Source organism: Bradyrhizobium sp. WSM4874, from assembly GCF_055811835.1.
Genome location: NZ_JBVVPR010000015.1, coordinates 91,041 through 115,905 on the forward strand (window position 1 = coordinate 91,041; position 24,865 = coordinate 115,905).

Consider the following 24,865-nt stretch of genomic DNA (forward strand, 5'->3'; position numbering starts at 1 on the left):
GGCTTCTCACGCATGTCTGCTGCTCGTCCGTGCTCTTGAGGCACTCTTGAAAAGCTGATTTGTTTCCGCCCGACAGAAAAGGGGAGGAAGCCGATGATGCGTCTTTTCGCGCGAGTGATGCTCGCGATGTGTCTGGCCGTTGTAGTCGGCTTCAATGCGCAGGCGCAGACCAGGCCCAAGGTCACCACATCAGGGCCGGATTTCCCCAAAGCCACGCTGTTCGTCGGCAACAGCTTTTTCTACTACAACAACGGCATGCCCGGGCATCTCACCTTCATGGAGCGGGCTGCGTATCCCGAAAACAAGGCGGCCTATCGCAACACCATGGCGACGATCGGCGGCTCCGGCCTCGATTGGCACGACATGGAGAACCTGCTGCGGGCAGGCGGCCTCGGCGCCTATTCGTTCGACGAGCAGAACAACGTCGTCTTCAACAAGCCGGGCAGGCAGTACGACGCCGTCGTCATGATGGATTGCAGCCAGTGCCCGATCCATCCGCAATTGAAGGACACGTTCGCGACCTTCGTGAAGAAGGACAGCGAGATCGTCCGCGCCCATGGCATGCGGCCGGTCCTGTTTATGTCCTGGGCTTACGCCGACAAGCCTGAGATGACGGAAGCGTTGGCCGAGGCCTACACGATCGCAGGCAATACCAACGATGCGCTGGTGATCCCCGCGGGCCTTGCTTTCGCGCGCGTGCGCAAGCTGCAGCCCGAGCTCAATCTGTATGCGCCGGACAAGCGGCACCCGAGCCCCGCGGGCACGTATCTGTCGACCTGCGTGACGTTCGCTGCCCTGACGGGCCGCTCACCGGTCGGCAATTCCTACACGATAGGACTCGATGCGCCGACGGTGGAGCTGCTGCAGAAAGCAGCGTGGGACACGGTGCAAGAGTATTACGGGCGTTGACCTAGCGCAGCACGACCCATGCCGGTGCGTGATCGCTCGCGCCTTCCTCGCCGCGAACCTTCTTGTCCACGCCGGCTTTTGCCAGTCGTGAGGCGAGGGCAGGGCTGAGCAGGAGATGATCGAGCCGCAGGCCCGCATCGCGCGGCCAGCGGTTTCGCTTGTAATCCCAAAAGGTGTAGATGGGCTTTTCTGGATGCAGTTCGCGGATCGCGTCGCACCAGCCTTGTGCCACCAGCGAGGCAAAGGCCGCACGGCTCTTCGGCTGGATCAAGGCATCCTTGTCCCACGAGCGCGTCGGATAGATGTCGATCTCATCAGGCGCAACGTTGTAGTCGCCGGCGAGCACCACGGGCAGGTCCTGCTTGATCAACGTCCTGGCATGGCGCTTGAGGCGCGCGAACCAGTCGAGCTTGTAGTCGAATTTTGGTCCCGGCTGCGGATTGCCGTTCGGCAGGTAGATGCTGGTGACGATGACACCGCGTACTGCGGCCTCGATGTAGCGGGCTTCGTGATCGCCGGGCTTTCCGGGCAAGCGATCGCGGGTGAGAATGGGCTCGGCATTGCGGGCCAGGATGGCGACGCCGTTCCAGGTCTTCTGTCCACACCACACTGCGCCGTAACCGGCCTTTTCGATCGCGGCTGCCGGAAATTCGCCATCACTTGCCTTCAACTCCTGAAGTGCGACGACATCTGGCTTCGCCGTTCGCATCCATGCCAACAGATTGGGCAGGCGGCGATTGATGTTGTTGATGTTGAACGTCGCGATCTTCATGTAGAGCTACCGGCTTCTGCCTTCCGTTACCGGAGAAACAATGTCCAAGTTGAGCTTTGCCGTTATTGCCGTCGCCGTTGCGTTCTCCGGGGTCGCTTCGGCACAATCATCCGATCCGCGCGGCGCGTGCAAGGCGGACTATGACAAATTCTGCGCCGGCCTTGCGCCGGGCGGCGGCATCGTCGCTTGCCTCAACAGCAAGCGCGATCAGCTCAGCGCGACCTGCAAGACGGCGCTGGACAGCAGGAAAAAGAAGTAGGCGGCGAGCGCTCAGCCCGGCAGCGGCGGCGGGCTTGCGGGCTGTTCGATCGGCGGCGGCGCGGGCGTCTGCTGCTCGACCGCCTGCGCGGGAGTCGGCTTGGCCAGCGGCTCCACAACATTCCCCCCCTTGTAGATGCGGGCGTAGCGGCGGCCGAGGCTGGTCAGCACCTCGTAGCCGATCGTTCCGAAATGATGCGCGAGCTCGTCGACGGTGATGCCCTCGCCAAGCAGCGTCACCATGTGGCCGCGCCGCGCCGCGTTGGGCGGCAGATCGGTGATGTCGATCGCGATCAGATCCATCGAGACGCGGCCGGCGACCGGACAGCGCTTGCCGGCGACGATGACCTCGGCGCCGCGGGTGCCGTCATTGGAGCTTGCGGCGCGAAAATAGCCGTCGGCATAACCGACCGCGATGATCGCGAGTTTCGTCGGCCGCCGTGCGGTCCAGGTGCCGCCATAGCCGACGCTCTCGCCGCGCTCGACGTTGCGGATCTGCACGATGCGGGCCTTGAGATCGGCCACCGGCTGCATCGGATTGTCGGCCTCCGGCGTTGGGTTCACGCCGTAGAGCGCGGCGCCCGGCCGCACCATGTCGAACTGGAAGGGCGCGCCGAGGAAGACGCCGGACGAATTGGCGAGTGCCGCCGGCACGCCGGAGAATTCGCTGGCGATGCCTCGGAAGGCCGCGAGTTGCTTGGCGTTCACCGGGTTGTTGAGCTGCTCGGCCGAAACCAGATGGCTCATCACCAGCGTGATGCCGTGATCGCCGGCGTTGATGCGGGGGATGATGGCCTGCGCTTCCGCAAGCGTCAGGCCGAGCCGGTTCATACCGGTGTCGATGTGGATGGCGGCGCCACCGGTCCAGCCGGTGCGGCGGCAGAACACGTCCCATTCGGCGAGTTCGTTAAGATCGCCGATCACGGGGCGGCAGTTGATCTGGGCGTAGTGCTCGCCGGTGTTCTGGAAATAGCCGCCGAGCACGTAGATCGTAGGCTCCGGCACCGCCGCGCGCACCTTGCGCGCTTCCTCGATGGTGGCGACGAAGAAGGTCTTGCAGCCGGCCTTGTTCAGGGCACGCGCGACCTGCTCGGCGCCGCAGCCATAGGCGTCTGCCTTGATCACCGCCGAGCATTCGGCCGGCACCGCCGTCTTCTCGAGCTTGCGCCAATTGGCGATGATGGCGTCGAGATCGACGGTGAGCACGCCGCCGAAGGTCGCGAGCGCGGCAGCCTGATTGGCCTCCGCGGAGAGAAGGCCGGATTGCGGGATCATTTTCGGGTCGGACGCCATTGTCATGGCGCCGTTTTACGCAAGAGGCCGGTCGGGTTCAACCCAGGGACCTCAGTAGTCGTTGCCGCTGCGGTCCGGCACCTGGCTGTCCGGCGCGAGGTCGCCGAACCGTGTGATCGACGCTTCGAAGGCCACATCGACGGTGCCGGTCGGGCCGTGGCGCTGCTTGCCGATGATGACTTCGGCCTTGCCATGCGCAAGATCCATGTCCAGACGCCATTTTTCGTGCTCGGGCGTGCCCGGGCGCGGCTCCTTGTTTCCGAGGTAATATTCCTCGCGATAGACGAACAGCACGACGTCGGCGTCCTGTTCGATCGAGCCCGATTCGCGCAAGTCCGAGAGCTGCGGCCGCTTGTCGTCGCGCGACTCGACCTGGCGCGAGAGCTGCGAGAGCGCAATCACGGGCACGCTGAGCTCCTTGGCGAGCGCTTTCAGACTGGTCGTGATCTCGGTGATTTCCTGCACGCGGTTTTCGCTGCGCTTGCCCGAACCTGACAAGAGCTGGATGTAGTCGATGACGATGAGGTCGAGGCCCTTCTGCCGCTTCAGCCGGCGCGCGCGCGCCATGAGCTGCGCAATCGAGAGACCGCCGGTCTCGTCGACATAGAAGGGCAGCGACTGGAGCTCGATCGAGACCTCGCGGATCTTCTCGAAATCGGCCTCCGAGATGCCGCCGCGGCGGATCGACGAGGAGGGAATGCCGGTGCGCTCGGCGACGATACGCGTGGCGAGCTGGTCGGCCGACATTTCGCAGGAGAAGAAGCCGATGACGCCGCCATGGGCGGCCTTCATGGTGCCGTCGGCCTGGAGTTCTCCGACATAGGCCCGGGCCACGTTGTAGGCGATGTTGGTTGCAAGCGACGTCTTGCCCATGCCGGGACGGCCGGCGACGATGATGAGGTCGGAGTGCTGCAACCCGCCCATCTTGGTGTCGAGGTCGCGCAGGCCCGTCGAGATGCCCGACAGCTTTCCGTCGCGCTGAAACGCTTTCGCGGCCAGATCGACCGCAAGCGTCAGCGCTTGCGAGAATTTCTGGAAGCCTCCGTCATAGCGGCCGGATTCGGCGAGTTCGTAGAGGCGGCGCTCGGCGTCCTCGATCTGCGCCCGCGGCGCGAAGTCGACCGGGGCGTCATAGGCGACATTGACCATGTCCTCGCCGATGCCGATCAGGTCGCGTCGCAATGCCAGATCGTAAATGGTGCGCCCATAATCCTGCGCATTGATGATGGTGGTCGCTTCGGCGGCGAGGCGTGCCAGATATTGCCCGATGGTCATGCCGCCGATATCGGTGTCGGCGGGCAGGAAGGTCTTCAGCGTGACGGGCGTCGCGATCTTGCCCATCCGGATCAGGCTGCTGGCGGTCTCGAAGATGGTCTGGTGCAGCGGCTCGAAATAATGCTTCGGCTCCAGGAAGTCGGAGACGCGGTAAAACGCGTCGTTGTTGACCAGGATTGCGCCCAGAAGGCTCTGTTCCGCTTCAATATTATGCGGCGCGCTTCGATAGGCGGGAGTTCCGGCTTCGGGCGCGAGTTTGAGAACGTTCGAATCAGTTAGGGCCATGGTCGAGCGATAGCAATTTTCTGGGGCGGATGCGGGGCCGGGATAAAGCGCCGCCTCAGCCCAAAGCGGAAGCAAAAGCTCGCCGCTATCAACCGATCATTAAAATGGTGGATGATTGGCCGCCGCAGCATGCGCCGCGCTTGACGGACTTTCGTGGAACCAGGTCGCAGCTTGGAAGCGGCGGCTACCGCGCCGCGGAAAACGTCGGATGAAGTGAACCTGATAGGTTGACGGGCCGACATATCGAGACGCGCGCGAAATGACGCACGCTGGGCGCTTTCGGCTCGGTTCAGACCAGCAGGAGGTAGACCAGCGCAACCAGGGCCGCCCCGACGCCCGTAGCGATCAGGGCGTAATCGGTGCGGAGGTCGTCCTGCACGTCGAATGAGGTTTTGGTCTCGTTGCTCATGGCGACGGTCTAAGCCAGGGCCGACGAGACTTATGTGAAGCAGATCACATCTCCCCGGATTCTTTCGGGAGTAGAGCCGGGAACAGGCAAGCGGGCGGGGGGTTGTCCCCCGTCTGCCATCAGGGAATGAGGCAAGCGATGCGGCCAGAACGGCAGCCCCGGAATTGGCGAAGCGAAGCAGGCAGCCGACTTTGGCTGTCGGGGCTGATCGCGGCCATGGAGCACGCTGAGCGGCCGGAAGTGCGTCGGGAGCCGGTCGCCCCCGAAATCCTGAAGGCGCTGCGGATGCAATTGGCCTTAACGGCGTCTTTCCGGTCCGCTCCGATTTCGACCCTGCGCCACTAGGATTTATTCACCAGCCAGCTTTAGCCTCGGCTTGGCGCCGGCTTCGATGGCCCGCAGCCGGGCTTCTTCACGCGCGATGTAATTGCGTGTCATCGGCACGACGCCCTGACGCCGCGTGAGTTGAATCTGGAAGTTCATCATATCCTGCTTGCGGAACGTCATCTCGCTGGCAGCCAGATAAAATTCCCACATCAGCGCGAAGCGCTGGTCATACAGCTGCACGGCTTCTTCGCGCCGCGCGATGAAGCGCTCGCGCCATGCCTTCAGCGTTTCGGCGTAATGCAGGCGAAGAATCTCGATGTCGCAGACCAGCAGGCCCGCGCGCTCGATGGCTGGCAGCACCTCCGAGAGAGCAGGGATGTAGCCGCCGGGAAAGATGTATTTGGCGATCCATGGATTGGTGGAGTCCGGGCCCTGCGAACGGCCGATCGAGTGCAGCAGCATGACGCCGTCCTTGTCCAACAGCTCGGCGCAGCGCTGGAAGTAGGTCTCGTAGAAGCGAGCGCCGACATGCTCCAACATGCCGACCGAGACGATGCGATCGAACGGGCCGGCGATGTCGCGATAGTCCTGAAGCAGGAATTTGGCCGATCTGGTCAGGCCCTTTTCGGCTGCGCGCGCATTGGCGATCTGCAACTGCTCGGTCGACAACGTGATGCCGGTGACGTCAGCACCTGCGATCTCGGCGAGATAGAGCCCAAGTCCGCCCCAGCCCGAGCCGATGTCGAGGACGCGCTGGCCGCCTTTGACGAGCAGCTTTGCGGCGACGTGCCGTTTCTTAGCGAGCTGCGCATCGTCGAGCGTGCTCTCCGGCGTCTCGAAATAGGCGCAGCTATATTGCTTGTCGGCGTCGAGGAAGAGCGAATAGAGCCTTGCATCGAGGTCGTAGTGATGTGCGACGTTGCTGCGGGAGCGCGGGCGCGGATTGAACTGCTTCAGGTGCCGCACCAGATAGCGCAGGTGCCACCAGGGTTTTGCCCAGTGCGGCAATAGGTCGGGTTGATCGAGCAGGATCGCGAGGGCATCAGCTATGGTGCCGTGCTCGACGACGAACTCGCCGTCCATGTAGGCCTCGCCAAGCCCGAGTTCGGGATTGACGAGGATCTTCCGCTCTGCGTCCGCGGTGACGAAGCGGACTGCAACCGGTTCGCCCGAGCCGTCGCCGACGGTGAACTTCGAGCCGTTCGCCGTGGTCACCGTCATCGACCCGCGGCGGATGAACTGAGACAGGAATTGACGCAACAATCGGTCCATCGGCATCCATCCTCTCGAGCGAACCCGAAGAGATGCGACTAACCCGGCCTTCACACCCTACGCCCGGGCATCTCAGCGGTTCCTATGCGTTTGCATCCAAATCTAGTAAGGTGTCCGGGGCCTGCTATTGCGCTGTGCTCACAGCGGATATTCCAAAATCGCTTAATCACATCCTTGCGCGCGGAGCCTGCTTCCATTCGCGGCTCAATCGGATAAAAGGTGACCCGCCGTGGCGCCGCCTGCCGGCTGCACCTCTCGGAATTCAATGGAGATGATGGGAATGTCGAGCCGAGCGCTCAGCCTCGCGATGATCTTGCTTCTGATCGGCTTCGGCTCGACCGAGACCGTTCTCGCGCAGGCGACGAACCTCGAGGCCGGCAAGGCCCCATCCCAGCTTTTCGCGCAGACCTGCAATGCATGTCACAAGAGCCCGCGCGGCCTGTTGAAGACGGTGGCGCCGGGCTCGCTGCCGGGCTTCCTGCGTCAGCATTACACGACCAGCTCCGACATGGCCGGCGTGCTCGCCTCCTACCTTGTCTCCAATGGAGCCACCGACACCCGCTACCAGGCCAAAGACGGCAAGGACAAGAAAGACGGGCCCAAGGAAGCCAATACCAATCCCGCGCAGCCCCATCAGGGCCGTCGGCAACGTTCTCAGGAATCCGCCAAGCCGGAAGGCGAGGCTGCCGCGCCCGCCGCCGAGGGCGCGCGTCAGAAGCGCGCCGCGCGACCGGCCGAAGAAGGAACGAAGGAAGGCGTGAAGCTCGAGGGCCAGGCTGCACCCGAAGGACGCAAGGCCAAGCGTCTCGGCAAGCGCGGCAAGCCGGGGAGTGATGAAGCGCCGAAGGTCGATGCCGCGGCGCCGGCGGCCGACGACAAGAAGAGCGAGCCGAAGGTCGAGCCCAAGCCCGAGACTGCAAAGGGGGACACCGGCGAGGCCAAATCCGAAAGCAGCAAATCTGAGGGCAGCAAGCCGTCCGAGAAGCCCGCCGAGGCCAAGCCGGAAAGCGCCAAGGTTGAGCCGCGCGGCAGCGAGGCTCCGGCGTTGCGGCCCGATCCGGTGCCGCAGGTGACGCCGGCGGCACCGTCCGCCGCGAAGCCCGCCGAGCCGGCTGCGCCCAAGGCGGCGGAAGAGGCTGCTCCCAAGCCCGCCGCGAGGTCCGAACCGCCAGCGAAGTCGCAGGAGCCGGCGCCGCCCGCGACCGCTGCGGCGCCACCGGCGCCAGCCGAATCGTCGGGTCCGCCAACGCCGCCGATTTCGCGATAAACGACCACGTTTTTTAGACATGCGAAGGCCGCGCTCTGGCGCGGCCCTTCGTCGTCTTGACCGTATCTAGAGTGTTGCTCTAGAGTAGCTCTCTAGGAGCGTTCATGGCGGCTGGTGTGCGCGAGGATTTGTTGGCGGCGGGGCTTTTCGTCTTCGATCGCGTCGGCTTCGAAGCTGCCACGGTGGCTGCGATCCGCGCCCGGGCGCGCGCTTCCAACGGCAGCTTCTTCCACGTCTTCGGCTCGAAGAAGGAGCTGGCGGGTGCGCTGTTCCTGGAGGTGCTGCGGCACTATCACGCCGCGATGCTGGCAGCACTCGATCCTCTTCCCGATGCCGAGCAGGGCATCGATCGCTTGATCCGGGCGCATCTGGACTGGGTCGTCACCAGCCGGCGCGAGGCGCGCTATCTCTTCGAGATCTCACGCGGCGAATGGGGCGAGAACGTTCGCGATGCCCAGCGCGCGCAGAATGCGCGCCTTGCCGAAGGCATCGAGTGCTGGCGCGCGCCGCTGGTCAGACGCGGAGAGCTCTTGCCGATGACGCCGGTCATGTTCGTCAGCCAGCTCATCGGTCCGGCGCAGATTTTTTGCCGCGCTTTCCTTTCGGGACGCGACCGCGCCGATCCGCGCGCCGAGACCGACACGTTGATCGCCTGCGCCAGCCGCGCGCTACGGCCGCTCGATCGTATCAACAAGCAATAAGGAGAGGCCTCATGCGACCCGAAGCAGATCCCGAATTCGGACCAATCGCCGAGCGCATCCACGCCAATGTCGGCCGGCAGGGCTTTATGAATCTGGTCGGCGCCGAGCTGTCCGAATTGTCGCGCGGCACCTGCACGATCGCGGTGCAACGCCGGCCGGAGCTGTTGCAACAGCACGGCTTCTTCCATGGCGGCGTCACCGCGTTCCTGATCGACAACGCCACGACGATCGCAGCCGCGACTTCGCGCGGCCAGCCGGCGCTGACGGCGGAATACAAGCTCAATCTGTTGTCGCCCGCGGCCGGCGAGAAGCTGATCTGCCGGGCGAGGGTGATCAAGCCGGGGCGTCAGGTCTCCGTGGTCGCAGCCGACGTTTTCTGCGTCAGCGACGGCGTCGAGAAGCATACGGCAACGGCGCTCGCTTCGATCGCGATGCTGAGCGAGGACGTTGCCGCCAAAACGAAAAGCCCGGCCGCCTGAGGCGGCCGGGCTTCGCAAGCCTTGCGCGAACGCGAGGCTTACTTCTCGGTCTCTTCCGCAGCCGGCGCCGGTTCGGCGTCGTCCTGCTGGGCTTCCGGGTCGAAGAACTCGCCGGCGGCTGCGATCGCTTCGGCCGCGGCATCCCGGTCTTCGTTGCGGGTCGAGATGTCCTCGCCGCGGTTGATGCGCTCTGCCTCGTCCTGGCTGCGCGCCACGGTGACACTGATCTCGACCTCGACCTCGGGGTGGATGGCGACCGTGATGGTGTGCTTGCCGATGGTCTTGATCGGCGCGTCGAGCTGAACCTGCGGGCGGGACAGCGAAACACCGTCGGCTTCGAACGCCACGACGATGTCGCGCACGTTGACCGAGCCGAACAGTTGGCCGGCTTCCGAAGCCTGACGGATCACGATGATGTTCTTGCCCTGGATCTTCTCGGCGACCTTGGATGCCTCGCCCTTGGACTCAAGGTTGCGAGCCTCGAGCTCGGCCTTCATGCCGTCGTACTTGGCACGGTTGTCGGCGGTGGCGCGCAGCGCCTTGCCGCGCTTGAGCAGGAAATTGCGGGCATAGCCGTCGCGAACCTTCACGACTTCGCCCATGTGACCGAGCTTGTTGACGCGCTCCAGCAAAATGACTTCCATATTCGTTCTCCTTTGATGTTTTGGGTGAGTTGGAATTTCGAACTTGAACTCAAGAGGTCGGCAGCGGCGGTGGCTGGCGCGTACGAAGGAAGCGTTCGCGGAGGCCGAACACGGCATCCGCGAGGCCAAGGATCACCATCGCGATGACGGGCCATCCGAACACGACCACGACGGCATAGGTCGAGCCGAGCCAGAAGGTGCGGCTCTTCAGCGCCAGCGTCAGCGTATGCAGCACGGCAAAGCCGGTCAGCGCATATCCCATCATCAGCGCCGCCGTCGCGATCTGCGCCACGATCGCAAGCAGTCCGCCGGTGAAGCAGAAGGCGAGCGCGATGCAGAGCGCCACGAGCGTCATCGGCGGCAACTCCGCCGTCATCAGGTCCGGCCAGGGGCGCCGCAGCCGGCCCGACGTTGCCGTCACCTTGGTGCTGAGCCAGAGGTTGAGGGTCAGCGTCATCATCGCGACGATGGTGGCGCCGGCCGGCAAGATCCGCAGCAGTGCGCCGACGAACTGGTCGGTCTCGCCGGAGCTCTGCGGGTCGGTGGCGCGGAGGAGGCGCATCAGACCACGACGCAGCGTGCCGTTGATGGTCTCGGCGTCGGTGCCGAGCGTGAGCAGGGCGGCCATCGTGGTCAGTGTGGCGAAGCCCGCGATCCACAGCAGGATGCGGCCGACCGGATACCACTCGAGCACAGGCTCAGTGGGCGGCTCGGCGGCGGCCTCCGGCGCGGCAGGTCCGACCTCCCGGCTGAGCAGGACGAGATGGCCGAGCCACCAGGCCGGCAATGCGACGGTGAGGGCAAAGGCGATGCAGTAGGGCAGGCCGAACAGCGCGCCGAGGCCAACCGCGGCGGCGATGCCGCCGAGGCTCGCGCAAAGCGGTCCCCAGCCGATCGCGGCGACCATCAGCGGCAGCGGTGCGAGATAGAACAGGACGAGCGAGACCAGCGCGCCCGAAATGATCGAGGCGAACATCAGGGCCGACGCAGCGCCGGCGATCAGGGCTATCAGTCCAAAGGCCATCATCAGCTGTCCCGCTCCCTTCGAGCGGTTAGAGGCATCTCGCCCCAACCATCGGCGACCGGACGACCCGGAAGCCTTATGAGAAACTAGGTCGTACGGCCGGCGGCGATGTCGCCGCCGGCCGAATTCGTCTTAGCGAATGACGTAGGGCAGCAGGCCCAGGAACCGCGCGCGCTTGATGGCGCGGGCGAGCTCACGCTGCTTCTTCGCGGACACCGCGGTGATGCGGCTCGGCACGATCTTGCCGCGCTCGGAGACGTAACGCATCAGCAGCTTGGAGTCCTTGTAGTCGATCTTCGGAGCATTCGCGCCCGTGAACGGGCAGCTCTTGCGACGACGGAAAAACGGGCGGCGTGCACCAGCTTCAGCCATTGTTCTTACTCCCCATCCGTCGTGGTGGTGGTGGTGGTGGTTTCAGCGTCTTCGCGCGGACGGCGCGGACCGCGGTCACCGCGGAAGCCGCCACCTTCACGATCGCCACCACGGAAACCACCCTCGCGGTCGCCACGGAAGCCACCGCCTTCGCGATCGCCACGGAAGCCGCCGCCACGGTCGTCGCGCTCGCGGTCACGGTCAGCCTTGCGCATCATCGCGGACGGACCTTCCTCGAGCTCCTCGACGCGGACGCTGAGATAGCGGATCACATCTTCGCTGATGCGCTCCTGGCGCTCGATCTCGGCGATCGCCGCGGACGGCGCGTCGATATTGAGCAGCACGAAATGCGCCTTGCGGTTCTTGTTCATGCGGTAGGTGAGGGAGCGCACGCCCCAATTCTCGGTCTTGACAACCTTGCCGCCGAGACCCTCGACAATGCCGGTCATCTGCGCAGTCAGCTCTTCAACCTGCTGCGTGCTCGCGTCTTGGCGCGCGAGAAAAACATGCTCATAGAGAGCCATGGAAGTCCTTTCCTCATGTTGGCGCATCGCCCGGCGTCAAGCCCTTAAGAGGCCTTCGGAAAGGACTCTGGGATTAAGCTCAGAAGGCGGAAACACGGGACGACGGGCCGACTGGCCCTGCCACACCAAAATCACGAATGATTTGCTGAGACCGTCCGTTCAGCTCCCGGCCGGGGTCTGCGGATGGGCGCGTTATACGGATTTCGGCTGACTTGGCAAGGTTTTTGGCCAGGTTGCAGGCGGCGTTTCGGCGAGGAGGGTTCCGATGCGGGCGGCTGGATCCCCCGCCGGCTACCATACCGGCTTGATTTGTTTGTTTGTATATCATACAAATAGCTCCAACGGGAGCGAACCCCAATGGCAGAGAGGCCGGCCCATGAGCCGCTCGAGGCGGCAGGCGACCCCAAGCACGCCGCCCGCGCCACGCGGTCGGCCGGCCGCAAAATGCGCTCGCTGCTGCTGGATGCCGCGAGCCCGCTGTTTCGAGAGCGGGGGCTGTCGGGTACGGCGATCACCGACATCGCAGCCGCTGCGAACGCGTTCCCGAGCCAGATCACCTATTATTTTCGTACCAAGGAGGCGCTGTTCGTCGAATGCGCCTGCCGCGAGCTGCTGTATCTGGCGCGGGCGACCGAGCAGGCGGCGCTGAAGGCGCGCACGCCTCAGGATTATACCCACGCGCTGGCCGAGACCGTGACGGCGAGCGATTCGGTGACCTTCTTCGCCGAGGCGCTGACGCTGACGCGGCGGCGCCAGGATCTCGCGCCGCTGGTCGAGCGCACGATCGAGCGCCTGCACAGCGAAGGTGCGCGGGCCTATGCGAGCCAGGTCGCACGACACGGCTGGCGGTCCCTGCGCGCGCCCGATGAGAGTTCGCGGCGGTTCTGGGCCGTCGCGATCGGCGTCATCCTCGAGGGCTACGCCATGGGCCGTTCGCCCGAGGCGCTGTGCGCCGAGATGCTGCGCGTGCTGGGCGAACAGGCGAAATCCAACAATGACACCGCGCGGCTGCGCCTCGTCGACGCGCGCGACGCATCGAGCGATTCGAAATGAGGAGAGTTAGGCCATGACTGCGCTTCGCATGCGTGCCCGCGATTTCCTGACCGACGATCAACTTGCCGACGTGCGCCAGCGCGTGACCTGGAAGGGCGTCGCGCTGATCGCGCACGCCTGGGCGCTCATCATCGCTGCAATCGCCCTGGTCTTGTGGTGGCCCAATCCGATCACCTATGTGTTCGCGGTCGCCATCATCGGCTCGCGCCAGCTCGGGCTCGCGATCCTCATGCATGACGGCGCGCATGGCTGCCTCTCCGCCGACGAGAAAACCAATCTGGCCCTGAGCCAGTGGTTCTGCGCCTATCCTCTCTTTGCGGAGACGCGCAGCTATCGGCGCTATCATCTTCAGCATCATGCGCGCACCCAGCAGGAGGATGATCCTGACCTCGTGCTGTCGGCGCCGTTCCCGATCACGAAGCTGAGCTATCGCCGCAAGTTCATTCGCGACCTCACCGGGCAGACCGGCTACCAGCAGCGCAAGGCGCAGCTGCTCAACGCGCTGGGGCCGAAGGACTGGCCGTTGCGGCAGCGCGCGGCGCATTTTTGGGAGAAGCTTGGCCCGCAATGTCTGGTCAATGGCGCGATGTTCGCGGCGCTCGCGGCGGCCGGCGTGTGGTGGGCCTATCCGCTGCTATGGCTGGTGCCGCTCCTGACCTGGATGATGGTCATCACCCGCATCCGCAACATCGCCGAGCACGCGGTCGTGCCTGACAGCAGCGATCCCTTGCGCAATACCCGCACCACCTACGCCAATTTCCTCGAGCGTCTGTTCATCGCTCCGTACTACGTGAACTACCACCTCGAACATCATCTCTTGTTCTACGTGCCCTGCTACAATCTGCCGAAAGTGCATCGCCTGCTGAGCGAGAGCCGGCATGCGGGCCGTATGGAGGTGCAACCGAGTTACGCAGCCGTACTGCGGCTTGCGACCGCGAAGCCGAACCGCGATGACCGGCCGGGGCAATTGGTCAACAGCGCGCGCCGTGCGCAGGCGGGGTCCGAGGTCGACGCCAATCAGACGGCCGGCGGATTCTAGCGACCCGTCTCTACAGTGAAGGCTGCCAATTGAAGGCTGCCACTTGAAGGCCGATCGAAGTTCCTAACTTGGCTTGACATTCCGGCCCCGGACAGTGTCTACGGCGCCCTTTGGAGTATGATCCGGAACCATGTCCTGAGGCCGAGCGTAAACGGCTGCCGGTTCTCGCAGGGATCACGCCCGACAAGCAGGGAGCGCCGATGACGGCAGCATTCACATTTCCGGGGCAGGGTTCCCAGGCGGTCGGCATGGGCAAGGCCCTGGCCGATGCCTTTCCAGTGGCGCGCGCCGTGTTCGACGAGGTCGATGCCGCGCTGGGGGAGAAGCTGACGGTGACCATCTGGGATGGTCCGGCCGAAACCCTCCAGCTTACCCAGAACGCCCAGCCGGCCCTGATGGCGGTGTCTGTCGCCACCCTGCGCGTGCTGGAGGCCGAAGCCGGGTTTTCCGTGGGGCGGGATGCGGCCTTCGTCGCCGGCCACTCGCTCGGTGAATATTCGGCACTGGCTGCGGCCGGCAGCCTGACGATTTCCGATACCGCACGGCTGCTTCGCATCCGCGGTCTCGCAATGCAAAAAGCCGTGCCGGTCGGCGTCGGTGCGATGGCCGCTCTGCTCGGCCTCGACTACGAGGCCGCCGTGGCGGTGGCGGACGAGGCCGCTCAGGGGCAGGTCTGCCAGGCCGCCAACGACAATGGCGGCGGGCAAGTGGTCGTCTCCGGCGACAAGGCCGCGGTCGATCGCGCCCTCGAGATCGCCAAAACCAGGGGAGCCAAGCGCGCAATGTTGCTGCCGGTGTCCGCACCGTTCCATTGCAAGCTGATGCAGCCGGCTGCGGACGCGATGGCAGAGGCGCTGGCCAAGGTCACGATCAAGGCGCCGGCGGCCCCGCTGGTGTCGAACGTGCTGGCGAGCGCGATCACCGATCCCGACGAGATCCGCCGCCGCCTGGTCGAACAGGTCACCGGCACCGTGCGCTGGCGCGAGTCGGTTGCCTATATGGCGGAACAGGGCGTCACCCGTTTCTTCGAGATCGGTGCCGGCAAGGTGCTGACCGGCCTCGTCAAGCGCATTGCGGACGGCGCCGTCGGCGTTGCGGTCGGTGGTCCCAACGACATTGCTGCCGCCAAAGATGCATTGGCCGCTGCCAAGCAGGCCTGAAGCGCGATGATTCGTCGTCGCGCGCGAGTTCTTTAGTTGACGCACGATGCTTTCGGAAAACAGCTGCGCACTTTTCCGGATCGTGCCTTGGAGGAGTTATCGATGTTCGATCTGACTGGCAAAAAGGCGCTCGTCACTGGTGCTACCGGCGGCATCGGCGGTGCCATCGCGCAGGCGCTGCACGCGCAGGGCGCCACCGTTGCGATATCGGGGACGCGCAAGGAAGTGCTGGATGAGCTTGCCGGCAAGCTTGGCGAGCGCACCCATGTGCTGCCCTGCAATCTCTCCAAGGCCGACGAGGTCGAGGCGCTGGTGCCCGCTGCGGAAGCGGCGATGGGACAGGTCGACATCCTCGTCGCCAATGCCGGGATCACTCGCGACAATCTCTTCGTGCAGCTCCGTGACGAGGACTGGGAGGAGGTCATCAACATCAATTTGACCTCGACCTTCCGGCTTGCCCGCGCCGCTACCAAATTGATGATGCGCAAACGCTTCGGCCGCATCATCGCCATCACCTCGGTGGTCGGCGTCACCGGCAATCCGGGGCAGGGCAATTATACCGCGTCGAAGGCGGGCCTGATCGGCATGATCAAGACGCTGGGCGCTGAATACGCCAAGCGCGGCGTCACCGCGAATTGCATCGCTCCAGGCTTCATCAAGACGCCGATGACCGACGCGCTCAACGACAAGCAGCGCGAAACGATTCTGACCAAGGTTCCGGCCAATCGCCTGGGGACGCCAGAGGACATCGCGGCGGCCGCCGTCTACCTGAGTTCGAACGAAGCGGCCTATGTCACCGGCCAGACCATCCACGTCAACGGCGGCATGGCCATGATCTGACGCTTCATGCCGCACTACCCCCGTGGCGGCGCGGAATGCGGCAAACGGCCGTTTTCGGAGCGAAATGAGGCTTGTAGTCAACGCAATTGAAGTATGATAACCGGACCTTCAACGGATGGGCAAAGAACGCCATTGCAGGTTTTTGAAACCCTGTATATTGGCGATGCGGAGCCTTGGCCGTCATTCGCCGGGCCTGCATCGGTTAGGATGGGGCCAGATCAAAGTTCGTAAGCGAAGGCAGTCAACGACCACGACGGCTCGTATCGTCCCGGGGGGTCGGGTCTACAGGGAACAACACGAGGTTATGCAATGAGTGAGATTGGCGAGCGGGTTAAGAAGATCGTGGTCGAACACCTTGGTGTTGAACCCGAGAAGGTTGTCGACGCTGCGAGCTTCATCGACGACCTCGGCGCCGACAGTCTGGACACCGTCGAGCTGGTGATGGCGTTCGAAGAGGAATTCGGTTGCGAGATTCCGGACGACGCCGCGGAGACGATTCTCACCGTCGGCGACGCCACGAAGTTTCTCGAGAAGAACGCGAAGAGCTAAGGCTCTTCATTTTCGCGGGGACAACATTGAAACCGGACGGACCGCTCAACAGCGGTCAGCCGGTTTCTTGTTATTGGCCGTGAATCTTTCGATGCGGAGTTTTCGGATATGAGACGGGTTGTCGTCACGGGTCTTGGCATGGTTTCGCCACTCGGCTGCGGTGTCGAGCCGACCTGGAAGCGCATCCTCGACGGCGAAAGCGGCGCACGCAAGATCGAGAGCTTCGATGTCTCCGATCTTCAGACCAAGATCGGCTGCACGGTCGTGCGCGGCGACGGCACCAACGACACTTTCAATCCCGACATCTGGATGGAGCCGAAGGACCAGCGCAAGGTCGACGACTTCATCATCTTCGGCATGGCCGCAGCCGGCCAGGCGCTCGACGATGCCAACTGGCACCCCGAGACCGAAGAGGACAAATGCGCGACCGGCACCATGATTGGGTCCGGCATCGGCGGGCTCAACGGCATCGCCGAAACCGCGGTCCTGCTGAAGGAACGCGGGCCGCGCCGGGTCTCGCCGTTCTTCATTCCAGGCCGCCTGATCAATCTCGCCTCCGGCTATGTCTCGATCAAGCATGGGCTGAAGGGGCCGAACCACTCGGTGGTCACGGCCTGCTCGACCGGTGCTCACGCGGTCGGCGATGCCGCCCGCCTGATCGCGCTCGGCGACGCCGACGTCATGGTTGCCGGCGGCGCGGAATCGCCGATCGGCCGGATCGGCATTGCTGGCTTCAACGCCGCGCGTGCGCTCTCGACAGCCTTCAACGAAACGCCCGAGAAGGCCTCGCGCCCCTACGATAAGGACCGCGACGGCTTCGTGATGGGCGAGGGCGCCGGCGTTCTGGTCCTGGAAGAGCTCGAACACGCCAAGCGCCGCGGCGCGAAGATCTATGCCGAGGTGATCGGCTACGGTCTCTCGGGCGATGCCTATCACATCACCTCGCCGTCACCCGACGGCGACGGCGGCTTCCGCAGCATGGCGGCGGCGCTCAAGCGCGCCGGCCTCACCGCGTCCGATCTCGACTACATCAACGCGCACGGCACCTCGACGCCGCTCGGTGACGAGATCGAGCTCGGTGCGGTCGAACGCCTGCTCGGCAATGCCGCTTCCAAGGTCGCGATGTCCTCGACCAAGTCGTCGACCGGTCATCTCCTGGGTGCGGCCGGCGCGATCGAGGCGATCTTCGCCATTCTCGCGATTCGCGATAATGTCGTGCCGCCGACCATCAACCTGGACAATCCGTCAGTCGAGACCGCGATCGATCTCGTGCCGCATCAGGCGAAGCAGCGCGAGGTCAACGTCGCGTTGTCGAATTCTTTTGGTTTTGGCGGTACCAACGCGTCGGTCATCTTCCGGCGTCTGGTCCATTAGTTTGTTGTTGCGACGAATCCACCGTTTTGCCGTATTCGGCGATAGTCATGGAAGCGGGCGCGTGCATTTGGCTCGGCAAGCGATTGTCAGGTCGCGATTGAACCGGCAGGATTCAGGTTGCTTCGATGAGTGAAAGGCCGCCCATTTCGCCCCGGAGCCCGCGGGCAGCGCTCGAGCCCGAGCAGGTCCCGCCGCCGCCGAAGCGATCGGACCGCGCGCGCAATCCCTTCGTGATCGTCGGCAACGCCATCATCACCCTGCTGCTGATTGCGATGATCGGCGCGGGCGGCGTGTACTACTACGGTCGACAGGTGCTCGAGGCGCCGGGACCGCTGAAGGAAGACAAGATCGTCAACATCCCGCAGCGCGCCGGCAAGCGCGACATCGCCGAGACGCTGAACCGGGAAGGCGTGACCGACGTCAATCCGTGGGCGTTCATTGCCAGCGTCGCTGCGTTGAAGGCGAGCTCGGACCTCAAGCCCGGTGAATATTCGTTCCAGAAGAACGCGTCCTTGCGCGACGTCATTGCCACCATCGTCGAGGGCAAGGTGGTGCAGCATGCCGTGACGATCCCGGAGGGCCTCACCTCCGAGCAGATCGTGGCGCGCCTGTCCGACAACGACATCTTCACCGGCAGCGTGCGTGAGCTGCCGCGCGAAGGTACGCTGCTGCCCGAGACCTACAAGTTCCCGCGCGGCACCCCGCGCGATCAGGTGATCCAGCGCATGCAGCAGGCGCACAAGCGCGTGCTGACCGAGATCTGGGAGCGCCGCAGTCAGGACATTCCGGTCAAGAGTCCGGAGCAATTGGTGACGCTGGCCTCGATCGTGGAGAAGGAGACCGGCAAGCCGGACGAGCGCAGCCGTGTCGCCGCCGTGTTCGTCAACCGTCTGAAGCAGAGGATCAAGCTGCAGTCCGATCCCACGATCATCTATGGCCTCGTCGGCGGCAAGGGCACGCTCGGCCGTCCGATCAAGCGCAGCGAGATCACGCAGCCCTCGCCCTACAACACCTATGTCATCGAGGGCCTGCCGCCGGGCCCGATCTCCAACCCCGGCCGCGCCTCGCTCGAGGCTGCCGCCAACCCGGCCCGCACCCGTGACCTCTATTTCGTCGCGGATGGTACCGGCGGGCATTCCTTCACCGAGACCTACGACGCGCACCAGAAGAACGTCGCCAAGCTGCGCGCGATGGAAAAGCAGATCCAGAACGACACGGTCGAGCCGGCCGAGGACGCGCAGCCACCGGCCGCCGCCGCGCCGGGTGCCGCCGATACGCCGACGGCGACCACGCCGGCGCGGCCCAGCCAGCAGAAAAAGCCGCCGGCGGCTCGCCCCGCGGGTCCGCCGCCGGCCCGGCAAGGTGCCGTGCAGGCCTCGCCCCCGGTGGTGCAACGCTAGGCTGCGCGCAGAGCTGCCCCGCGGGACTTTGCGGATTACATTTTCCTGCAAAATAGTCTTAAGATTCGCGTGGCTTGATGGCCGCGCGAATCCCGTGCTTCTGGAGAAATTGACTTGATGGCGTTGTCGTCCATGACGGGCTTTGCCCGAAGCCACGGCGCGAGCGGGCCGTATACGTTCGAATGGGAATTGAAGTCGGTCAACGCCAAGGGCTTTGATCTCAGGGTGCGGCTGCCGCAGGGGTTCGACGAGCTCGAGGCTCATGCCAAGAAGCGCGCCGCCGAGCTGCTCTCGCGGGGCACTGTCTACGCCAATCTGACCGTCAAGCGCGCCAATGCCGCCACCAGCGTCCGCGTCAACGAGGACGTGCTCAACGCCGTCCTCAAGGCCGCCGCCGTGATCGCCGGCAAGGTCGATGCGGTCGCGCCGAGCGTCGACGGGCTTCTGGCCATCAAGGGTGTCATCGAGGTCGCCGAGCCCGAGGGCGACGAGGAGGAGGACAAGTCCGCGCGCGCCGCCGCCGCGGACGCCTTCGACAAGGCGCTCGCCGAACTCGTCGAGATGCGCAAGCGTGAGGGGACCTCGCTCGGGCAGATCCTGATCCAGCGCGTCGACGAGGTCGAGCAGCTGGCGAAGAAGGCCGAGGCCGCGCCCGGCCGCAAGCCCGAGGCGATCAAGGCGAGACTCGCCGAGCAGATCGCGAGCCTGCTCGACACCTCCGACCGTTTCGATTCCGACCGCCTGATGCAGGAAGCGATCCTGATTGCGACCAGGGCCGACATCCGCGAGGAGCTCGACCGCATCGCCTCGCACATCGCGCAGGCGCGCGAGCTGATCGGCAAGGGCGGCCCGGTCGGGCGCAAGCTCGACTTCCTGGCGCAGGAGTTTCACCGCGAGGTCAATACCTGTTGCTCGAAGTCGAACGACATCGAGCTGACCAATACGGGGCTCGCCATGAAGAACGTGGTCGAGCAGTTCCGCGAGCAGGTCCAGAATCTGGAGTGATCGATGACGATTGGCGGTCACGGAACTGACGGTGTCGAGCGGCGCGGATTGATGTTCGTGCTGTCCTCGCCGTCGGGCGCGGGCAAGACGACGCTGTCGCGCATGTTGATCGACCGTATGCCCGGCCTCCGAATGTCGGTGTCGGCGACCACGCGGGCGATGCGGCCGGGCGAGGTCGACGGCAGGGATTATTCGTTCGTCGACAAGGCCACCTTCGACGCGATGGTGAAGGCCGACCAACTGCTGGAATGGGCGACCGTGTTCGACAACAGCTACGGCACGCCGCGTGCGCCGGTTGAAGCGGCGCTGTCAGCTGGGCAGGACGTGCTGTTCGACATCGACTGGCAGGGCACGCAGCAGCTTCGAGAGAAAGCACGCGCCGACGTCGTCAGCGTGTTCATCCTGCCGCCCTCGGCTGCCGATCTCGAGAAACGGCTGCATTCGCGCGCGCAGGATTCCGACGAGGTGATCCGCAAGCGCATGAGCCGCGCCAGCCACGAGATGAGCCACTGGGCCGAGTACGACTACATCGTCATCAACCACGACGTTGACGAGGCCTTCGCCGAGGTGCAGTCGATCCTGAAGGCCGAACGCCTCAAGCGCGAGCGGCAGACCGGCCTCGTGGGCTTCGTGCGAGGTCTGCAAGGTCAGCTTCAAGGTTAGGCTGCGTCAGCCGCGGCCCGTCCTTCGCCAGCCGTTCCAGCATCGTCGTGATCACGTCGATGTCGATGGCGTCCTCGACTCCCGCATCTTTATCTCGATCGGCCGCCTCTTCGTCATTGACGTCGTTGGCCGCAAGCCGCGGCGCGGCCTCGATCTGGAATTCTCCGTTGAAGATATCGGCATCGTCGAGCTTTGCGGCATCTTGGTGCGCTTGCGGGGCCCGCTCGTCGATCACATCAATCTCGCGATCGATCGCGGCGAGCTGCGCGGTCTTGGCTGGCTGCGGACGCACGGCATCGAAATCCACCGGGCGCGGCTGCTGAGCGTGCGGCGCGCCGGCCGGCGCTGCGTTGAGCCACGGCGCACGGCCATCGTCGTGATCGTGCGGCTCAAAACTGTCCCAGTTGACGCGGCGCTGGTCGGCACCCTGGACGCGGACGCGTCCACCGGCGAAGCGGTAGACGAGGCTGGCGAGGATGCCGGCAAGCGCCAGCGCACCGCCGATCACGAGCAGCAGCATCTGGAGCGAGCCGGTCTGCTTGTCGGCGGTGCTGTCCGCCGAAGCCAGAGCCAACGGAGCAGGGGACTTCGCCGGTTTCGCGGTCGGCTGCGCGGCGGCCGGGACAGGTGCAGGCGACGGCTGCTCCGTGGGCGCGGCGGACGCCGTGGAGGCGTCGGGCCAGCGCCCGGCGACGGCAGGCTGCTGCGCGTTGGCGTCGGCGGCGGGGCTCGCAGCTTGTTGCGTCGGCGCCGGTCCCGCCTGTGCAGGCGTCTTCACCGTGGCGGTGCTCTGCGGCGTCAGATATTCGGCGCGCGCGTCCTGGACCGAGTGCTGCTGCGGCACGGCTGAATCCGCTGCAGGCGTGTCGGGCGCAGCCTGTGCGGTTTGAGTGGCCTTGCCGCCTTCGGCGCGCAGATACCAGCACTGCCGCTTGGTCGCGCGCTCGAGACGATAATGCCAATGCTGTCCCTGCGGCGCGGCGCCCTTTGGCGAGGCAAGGCAGTCGCTCGCGGCATTTGCCGTGCTCGGTGCCGCCGGTGCATTCTGCGACACGGCGGCCAGCGGCGCGCCGGCAATGATGCTGCCCACAAGGGCGGATAAGAACTTTGCGGTGCGGTTGCCCATCCTGGTCTCCCGATTACGCGCGACGCAACTCGTTACCTTCCCTTTCTCGTCAAAGACTTGGGTGGCAATGAGCCGCAAATCCGGAGAGGATGTGGCCTGAATCGGGCCTGCGCGGCGTTCGTTCCGCCGCGGAATCAGACTTTTTCGCTGCTATTGCTTGGTCGAAGTCCAGGTTCCGCCGCAGCCGTCCGAGCGGCGGAAGGATCCGGAGCCGCTGCGTCCACCGAGGCGGCCGGAGCCGGTGAAGGTCACGCCGTCGCCTTGACCGAACGTGCTGACCGCGCCGCTCGCGCTGACGGTACCCGTGACGCCTTGGCCTATGACCTTGCCTGAGGAGACCAGATGCCCGCGCCCGGTTGGGCCGCTACATCACCGCGAGGCTTGACGCACAGCCCCCGGGCGTCAGGACCACACGACTTCTCCGTCCGCGGACGGTCTCGCCCAAATCGTCGAGGGCTTGCGTGTGCTCACCCCCGATGACCGACAAGCCCGCTCTCCAGCGCCGTGTCGTACGCGTCGCGTGAGGACTCACGGTTTCCCGCCCTGTCATCACGCCGCCCGCGCCGTCGCTGCCGCGTCCACCGCCACCCGGCCCGCATGTCGTGACGGTCGCGAACGCCCCTTTGGCAGGGCCAGGATGCGCGCTGTGTGCCACAAATCCGAAATTCCGAAAAACGAAAAGTTTTTGCGAGCAGGGGTTGACTAGGTGTTTGCCCGACGCCCTGTGTCGGGCTGGCCGACATCTCCGCGGCTCATCGCCGGCCGATCCCGAGTCCGGAAACTTCCTCAGGCGCCAGACGTTTCATTGCGGCTGAGGAGACGCCATGCCAATCAAGGACCAGATCAAGAATCTCGCCAAGAAGCTCGTGGAGGATCATCCCGATGCGGCAACGCTGCGGGCGCTTGTGCGGGCTCGGAAACCGACAGCCATCCGTTTCCGGGACGACGGCATCGTGCCGAATAACCCGCATTTTCCCGTGTTGCTCTATCGCGGCGCGGTGAACCTGAAGACCCGGCGTTTTGCTCCAGAGGTCATCGTCGACACGCTGTTCGATAGTCATGGCTGGGGCCGCTCTTGGCGCGATACGGTCTATGACTTTGTCCACTATCATTCGCAGATCCACGAAGTAATGGGCGTGGCACGCGGCACGGCCAGGATTGAGTGCGGCGGGATCAAGGGGCGAATCTTGAGCGTGAAGGCCGGAGACGTTCTGGTCCTTCCCGCAGGCACCGGACACCGTCTGATCGAGTCCAGCCGGGACTTCCTGGTCGTCGGAGCGTATCCGCAGGAGGGGACGTACGACGAGTGCACCGACGCGCGAGAGCGTCCTGACGCCAGCAAACGCATCGCCAAGGCCCGCAAGCCGAAGACAGATCCGGTGCTGGGTGCCGGCGGCCCGTTGCTCAAATCATGGCGGATAAAGTCATCGCGATCGTGACGCGCGGGGATCGCCTTCGCTGTGCCGGTTTCGAGCGTCTTCCATTGGAACGCCGCCCCATGGCGCGAGTTGCCGCGCATGTCCCTTCCCAAATCAAAAGGCTGGCTCACCGAGATTGGCGTTGCCACGTCGCGGCCCGCCGCGTTTGCCGTGTTCGCGGCCTATGCCGTTGCCTGGGTCACGTTGGGCAACGGGCTCGAATGGCACTCGTTCGCCACGCTGGCGACATGGGGCATGACGCTGGTGATCCAGCGCGCCGAGCATCGCGATACTCAGGCGATTCACGCCAAGCTCGACGAACTGCTCAAGGCGAGCGGCCGTGCCCATCAGATGAACGTCGATGACGAGGACGCCGAAGAGGTCGAGACGCAGCGGGAGGAGATTCGACGGAGCGGGTAGCGCGTCCGGCGCCCCGACTAGGGGGCACATTCACCGGTCTTTGTCAGGTCAGATAGTCCGGCGTGAAATCCGCGAGTGCGCGGAGCTCGTCGGGTTGCAGCAGCTCGATCTCGCTTCCCTCCCAGGCAATCAATCGGCGCCCTCTCAGCTCCTGGATGGTGCGATTGACATGAACGATCGACAGTCCGCATGCATCGGCAACATGCCGCTGCGTCATCGGCATCTGGAAGCGGCCGTTCTTGACGAGGCCCACGACCTCCAGCCTTGCGGCGAGCTCGCAGATCAGATGCGCCACCTTCGGCAGCGCCGCCTGTGCGCCCAGGCGCGCGATCCATTGTCGCGAGATCGCCGCGTCGATCAGCGTCTCGCGCCAGAACGCGCGGGTCAGATGAATGGAGCCGTCAAGCAGCTGCTTGAGATGGCTGTGTGCAACGTAGCCGACGATGGAGGGTCCGAGACCGACGAGGTCCGCATCCATCGGCGAGACCAGCAGCGTGTGCAGGCATGGCATGTCGCCGGGAACGTGGAAGGCGAGGATCTGGCTGCGATCGCCGACGATGCGAGCCTGGTAGAGGAATCCGCTGACGACGAAAACGCAGCGGGAGGGATCCTCACCCTGGCGCAGCACGATCTCGCCATCCGAAACCTGGCGCAGCGTGGACGGCAAACCCGCGATCTGGCGTCGTTCGTCTTCGGAGAGGCCTTCGATCGCCTGGAGATGTGCGATGAACTTCGGGTGTGGCATGGAGAGGAAGAGGTGTTTCAGTCGTCACGCGGCATCGCCGGCTCGAGCAGGCGTCGTGAGAGTTTTGCGGTGGTCCAATCGGAGACGGGAACCGCCTGGAACTCGCGGATGGCGCGCGCAAGCTCCTGATCCGACATCGGCCGCGTCGGCTCCTTCAACGTGCCATGCAGGAAGGCAGCGCGGATACTGTCCAGGTGCTCGCCCGAATCCGATGCGAACAGGTGGCGGATGCGTTTCAGGATCGTCGTAGGGCTCATGCGAA

General features: G+C 64.8%; 27 protein-coding genes. 16 read left to right on the top strand and 11 right to left on the bottom strand.

Features of this window, described 5'->3' with window-relative positions:
- Positions 1–93: 93 nt before the first annotated feature.
- Positions 94–909: a hypothetical protein gene (locus AC0L3P_RS17740; RefSeq protein ID WP_473303385.1), complete on the top strand. Its 816-nt coding sequence runs from the start codon at positions 94–96 to the stop codon at positions 907–909.
- Position 910: 1 nt separating this feature from the next.
- On the opposite strand, the gene AC0L3P_RS17745 is transcribed toward AC0L3P_RS17740, so the two are convergent.
- Positions 911–1,681 carry an exodeoxyribonuclease III gene (locus AC0L3P_RS17745; RefSeq protein ID WP_473303387.1) on the bottom strand — a complete coding sequence of 257 codons (771 nt, stop codon included), beginning with the start codon at positions 1,679–1,681 and terminating at the stop codon, positions 911–913.
- 40 nt (positions 1,682–1,721) lie between these two features.
- Here AC0L3P_RS17745 and AC0L3P_RS17750 point away from each other — a divergent pair, with 40 nt between their 5' ends.
- Positions 1,722–1,940, top strand: coding sequence for a hypothetical protein (locus tag AC0L3P_RS17750; RefSeq protein ID WP_473303390.1), 219 nt, complete (start codon positions 1,722–1,724; stop codon positions 1,938–1,940).
- Between the two features lie 11 nt (positions 1,941–1,951).
- Here AC0L3P_RS17750 and alr read toward each other — a convergent pair whose 3' ends face one another.
- From alr to AC0L3P_RS17765, 3 genes are all read right to left on the bottom strand, one after another.
- Positions 1,952–3,232 (bottom strand): alanine racemase, encoded by a 1,281-nt coding sequence (gene alr / locus AC0L3P_RS17755; RefSeq protein ID WP_473303491.1) that lies wholly within the window; start codon positions 3,230–3,232, stop codon positions 1,952–1,954.
- Positions 3,233–3,283: 51 nt separating this feature from the next.
- Positions 3,284–4,792, bottom strand: coding sequence for a replicative DNA helicase (locus AC0L3P_RS17760; RefSeq protein ID WP_007592031.1), 1,509 nt, complete (start codon positions 4,790–4,792; stop codon positions 3,284–3,286).
- A gap of 757 nt (positions 4,793–5,549) precedes the next feature.
- Entirely contained in the window at positions 5,550–6,800 is a 1,251-nt protein-coding gene (locus AC0L3P_RS17765; RefSeq protein ID WP_473303392.1) for a class I SAM-dependent methyltransferase, read from the bottom strand.
- Between the two features lie 280 nt (positions 6,801–7,080).
- Here AC0L3P_RS17765 and AC0L3P_RS17770 point away from each other — a divergent pair, with 280 nt between their 5' ends.
- The 3 genes from AC0L3P_RS17770 to AC0L3P_RS17780 all read left to right on the top strand — a co-directional run bounded on the left by AC0L3P_RS17770 (position 7,081) and on the right by AC0L3P_RS17780 (position 9,247).
- Positions 7,081–8,067, top strand: coding sequence for a hypothetical protein (locus AC0L3P_RS17770; protein ID WP_473303396.1), 987 nt, complete (start codon positions 7,081–7,083; stop codon positions 8,065–8,067).
- 104 nt (positions 8,068–8,171) lie between these two features.
- On the top strand, positions 8,172–8,768 hold the full coding sequence (locus AC0L3P_RS17775) for a TetR/AcrR family transcriptional regulator (RefSeq protein ID WP_275167220.1): 597 nt from the start codon (positions 8,172–8,174) through the stop codon (positions 8,766–8,768).
- Between the two features lie 11 nt (positions 8,769–8,779).
- Positions 8,780–9,247, top strand: a complete 468-nt coding sequence (locus AC0L3P_RS17780) for a PaaI family thioesterase (RefSeq protein ID WP_354055151.1) — start codon at positions 8,780–8,782, stop codon at positions 9,245–9,247.
- 38 nt (positions 9,248–9,285) lie between these two features.
- Here the strand turns inward: AC0L3P_RS17780 and rplI are convergent, their stop codons facing one another.
- The 4 genes from rplI to rpsF form a co-directional block, all read right to left on the bottom strand.
- Positions 9,286–9,891: a 50S ribosomal protein L9 gene (gene rplI, locus AC0L3P_RS17785; protein WP_275167218.1), complete on the bottom strand. Its 606-nt coding sequence runs from the start codon at positions 9,889–9,891 to the stop codon at positions 9,286–9,288.
- Between the two features lie 49 nt (positions 9,892–9,940).
- Positions 9,941–10,918, bottom strand: coding sequence for a hypothetical protein (locus AC0L3P_RS17790; RefSeq protein ID WP_473303400.1), 978 nt, complete (start codon positions 10,916–10,918; stop codon positions 9,941–9,943).
- A 129-nt stretch (positions 10,919–11,047) separates the two neighbouring features.
- On the bottom strand, positions 11,048–11,287 hold the full coding sequence (rpsR, locus tag AC0L3P_RS17795) for a 30S ribosomal protein S18 (protein ID WP_007592020.1): 240 nt from the start codon (positions 11,285–11,287) through the stop codon (positions 11,048–11,050).
- 5 nt (positions 11,288–11,292) lie between these two features.
- Positions 11,293–11,811 (bottom strand): 30S ribosomal protein S6, encoded by a 519-nt coding sequence (gene rpsF / locus AC0L3P_RS17800; RefSeq protein ID WP_473303405.1) that lies wholly within the window; start codon positions 11,809–11,811, stop codon positions 11,293–11,295.
- 357 nt (positions 11,812–12,168) lie between these two features.
- Between rpsF and AC0L3P_RS17805 the strand changes: the two genes are divergently transcribed.
- The 9 genes from AC0L3P_RS17805 (at position 12,169) to gmk (ending at position 20,894) form a co-directional block, all read left to right on the top strand.
- The gene (locus AC0L3P_RS17805) at positions 12,169–12,864 is read left to right on the top strand and encodes a TetR/AcrR family transcriptional regulator C-terminal domain-containing protein (RefSeq protein ID WP_473303408.1); all 696 of its coding nucleotides are present in this window, start codon (positions 12,169–12,171) and stop codon (positions 12,862–12,864) included.
- A gap of 13 nt (positions 12,865–12,877) precedes the next feature.
- Entirely contained in the window at positions 12,878–13,903 is a 1,026-nt protein-coding gene (locus AC0L3P_RS17810; protein ID WP_473303410.1) for a fatty acid desaturase family protein, read from the top strand.
- A gap of 200 nt (positions 13,904–14,103) precedes the next feature.
- Positions 14,104–15,063 carry an ACP S-malonyltransferase gene (gene fabD / locus AC0L3P_RS17815; protein ID WP_354055141.1) on the top strand — a complete coding sequence of 320 codons (960 nt, stop codon included), beginning with the start codon at positions 14,104–14,106 and terminating at the stop codon, positions 15,061–15,063.
- Positions 15,064–15,165: 102 nt separating this feature from the next.
- Positions 15,166–15,903, top strand: coding sequence for a 3-oxoacyl-[acyl-carrier-protein] reductase (gene fabG / locus AC0L3P_RS17820; RefSeq protein ID WP_007592006.1), 738 nt, complete (start codon positions 15,166–15,168; stop codon positions 15,901–15,903).
- A gap of 309 nt (positions 15,904–16,212) precedes the next feature.
- Complete coding sequence (locus tag AC0L3P_RS17825) at positions 16,213–16,452, top strand: acyl carrier protein (RefSeq protein WP_006020277.1); 240 nt, start codon at positions 16,213–16,215, stop codon at positions 16,450–16,452.
- Between the two features lie 108 nt (positions 16,453–16,560).
- Positions 16,561–17,826, top strand: a complete 1,266-nt coding sequence (gene fabF, locus AC0L3P_RS17830) for a beta-ketoacyl-ACP synthase II (protein ID WP_473303414.1) — start codon at positions 16,561–16,563, stop codon at positions 17,824–17,826.
- Positions 17,827–17,951: 125 nt separating this feature from the next.
- Positions 17,952–19,226 (top strand): endolytic transglycosylase MltG, encoded by a 1,275-nt coding sequence (gene mltG / locus AC0L3P_RS17835; RefSeq protein WP_473303418.1) that lies wholly within the window; start codon positions 17,952–17,954, stop codon positions 19,224–19,226.
- A 117-nt stretch (positions 19,227–19,343) separates the two neighbouring features.
- Positions 19,344–20,231: a YicC/YloC family endoribonuclease gene (locus AC0L3P_RS17840; protein ID WP_354055137.1), complete on the top strand. Its 888-nt coding sequence runs from the start codon at positions 19,344–19,346 to the stop codon at positions 20,229–20,231.
- A 3-nt stretch (positions 20,232–20,234) separates the two neighbouring features.
- Positions 20,235–20,894: a guanylate kinase gene (gene gmk / locus AC0L3P_RS17845; RefSeq protein ID WP_354055135.1), complete on the top strand. Its 660-nt coding sequence runs from the start codon at positions 20,235–20,237 to the stop codon at positions 20,892–20,894.
- On the opposite strand, the gene AC0L3P_RS17850 is transcribed toward gmk, so the two are convergent.
- Positions 20,827–22,020 (bottom strand): hypothetical protein, encoded by a 1,194-nt coding sequence (locus AC0L3P_RS17850; RefSeq protein ID WP_473303421.1) that lies wholly within the window; start codon positions 22,018–22,020, stop codon positions 20,827–20,829. The two genes, gmk and AC0L3P_RS17850, sit on opposite strands and share 68 nt — an antisense overlap.
- A gap of 824 nt (positions 22,021–22,844) precedes the next feature.
- Between AC0L3P_RS17850 and AC0L3P_RS17855 the strand changes: the two genes are divergently transcribed.
- Both AC0L3P_RS17855 and AC0L3P_RS17860 read left to right on the top strand, forming a co-directional pair.
- Positions 22,845–23,459 carry a cupin gene (locus AC0L3P_RS17855; protein WP_473303423.1) on the top strand — a complete coding sequence of 205 codons (615 nt, stop codon included), beginning with the start codon at positions 22,845–22,847 and terminating at the stop codon, positions 23,457–23,459.
- Between the two features lie 78 nt (positions 23,460–23,537).
- On the top strand, positions 23,538–23,858 hold the full coding sequence (locus tag AC0L3P_RS17860) for a low affinity iron permease family protein (protein WP_275167206.1): 321 nt from the start codon (positions 23,538–23,540) through the stop codon (positions 23,856–23,858).
- A 43-nt stretch (positions 23,859–23,901) separates the two neighbouring features.
- Here the strand turns inward: AC0L3P_RS17860 and AC0L3P_RS17865 are convergent, their stop codons facing one another.
- Both AC0L3P_RS17865 and AC0L3P_RS17870 read right to left on the bottom strand, forming a co-directional pair.
- A complete protein-coding gene (locus AC0L3P_RS17865; protein ID WP_473303426.1) occupies positions 23,902–24,603 on the bottom strand; it encodes a Crp/Fnr family transcriptional regulator in 702 nt (233 codons plus the stop codon).
- A gap of 17 nt (positions 24,604–24,620) precedes the next feature.
- Positions 24,621–24,860: a hypothetical protein gene (locus tag AC0L3P_RS17870; RefSeq protein WP_473303428.1), complete on the bottom strand. Its 240-nt coding sequence runs from the start codon at positions 24,858–24,860 to the stop codon at positions 24,621–24,623.
- Positions 24,861–24,865: the final 5 nt, after the last annotated feature.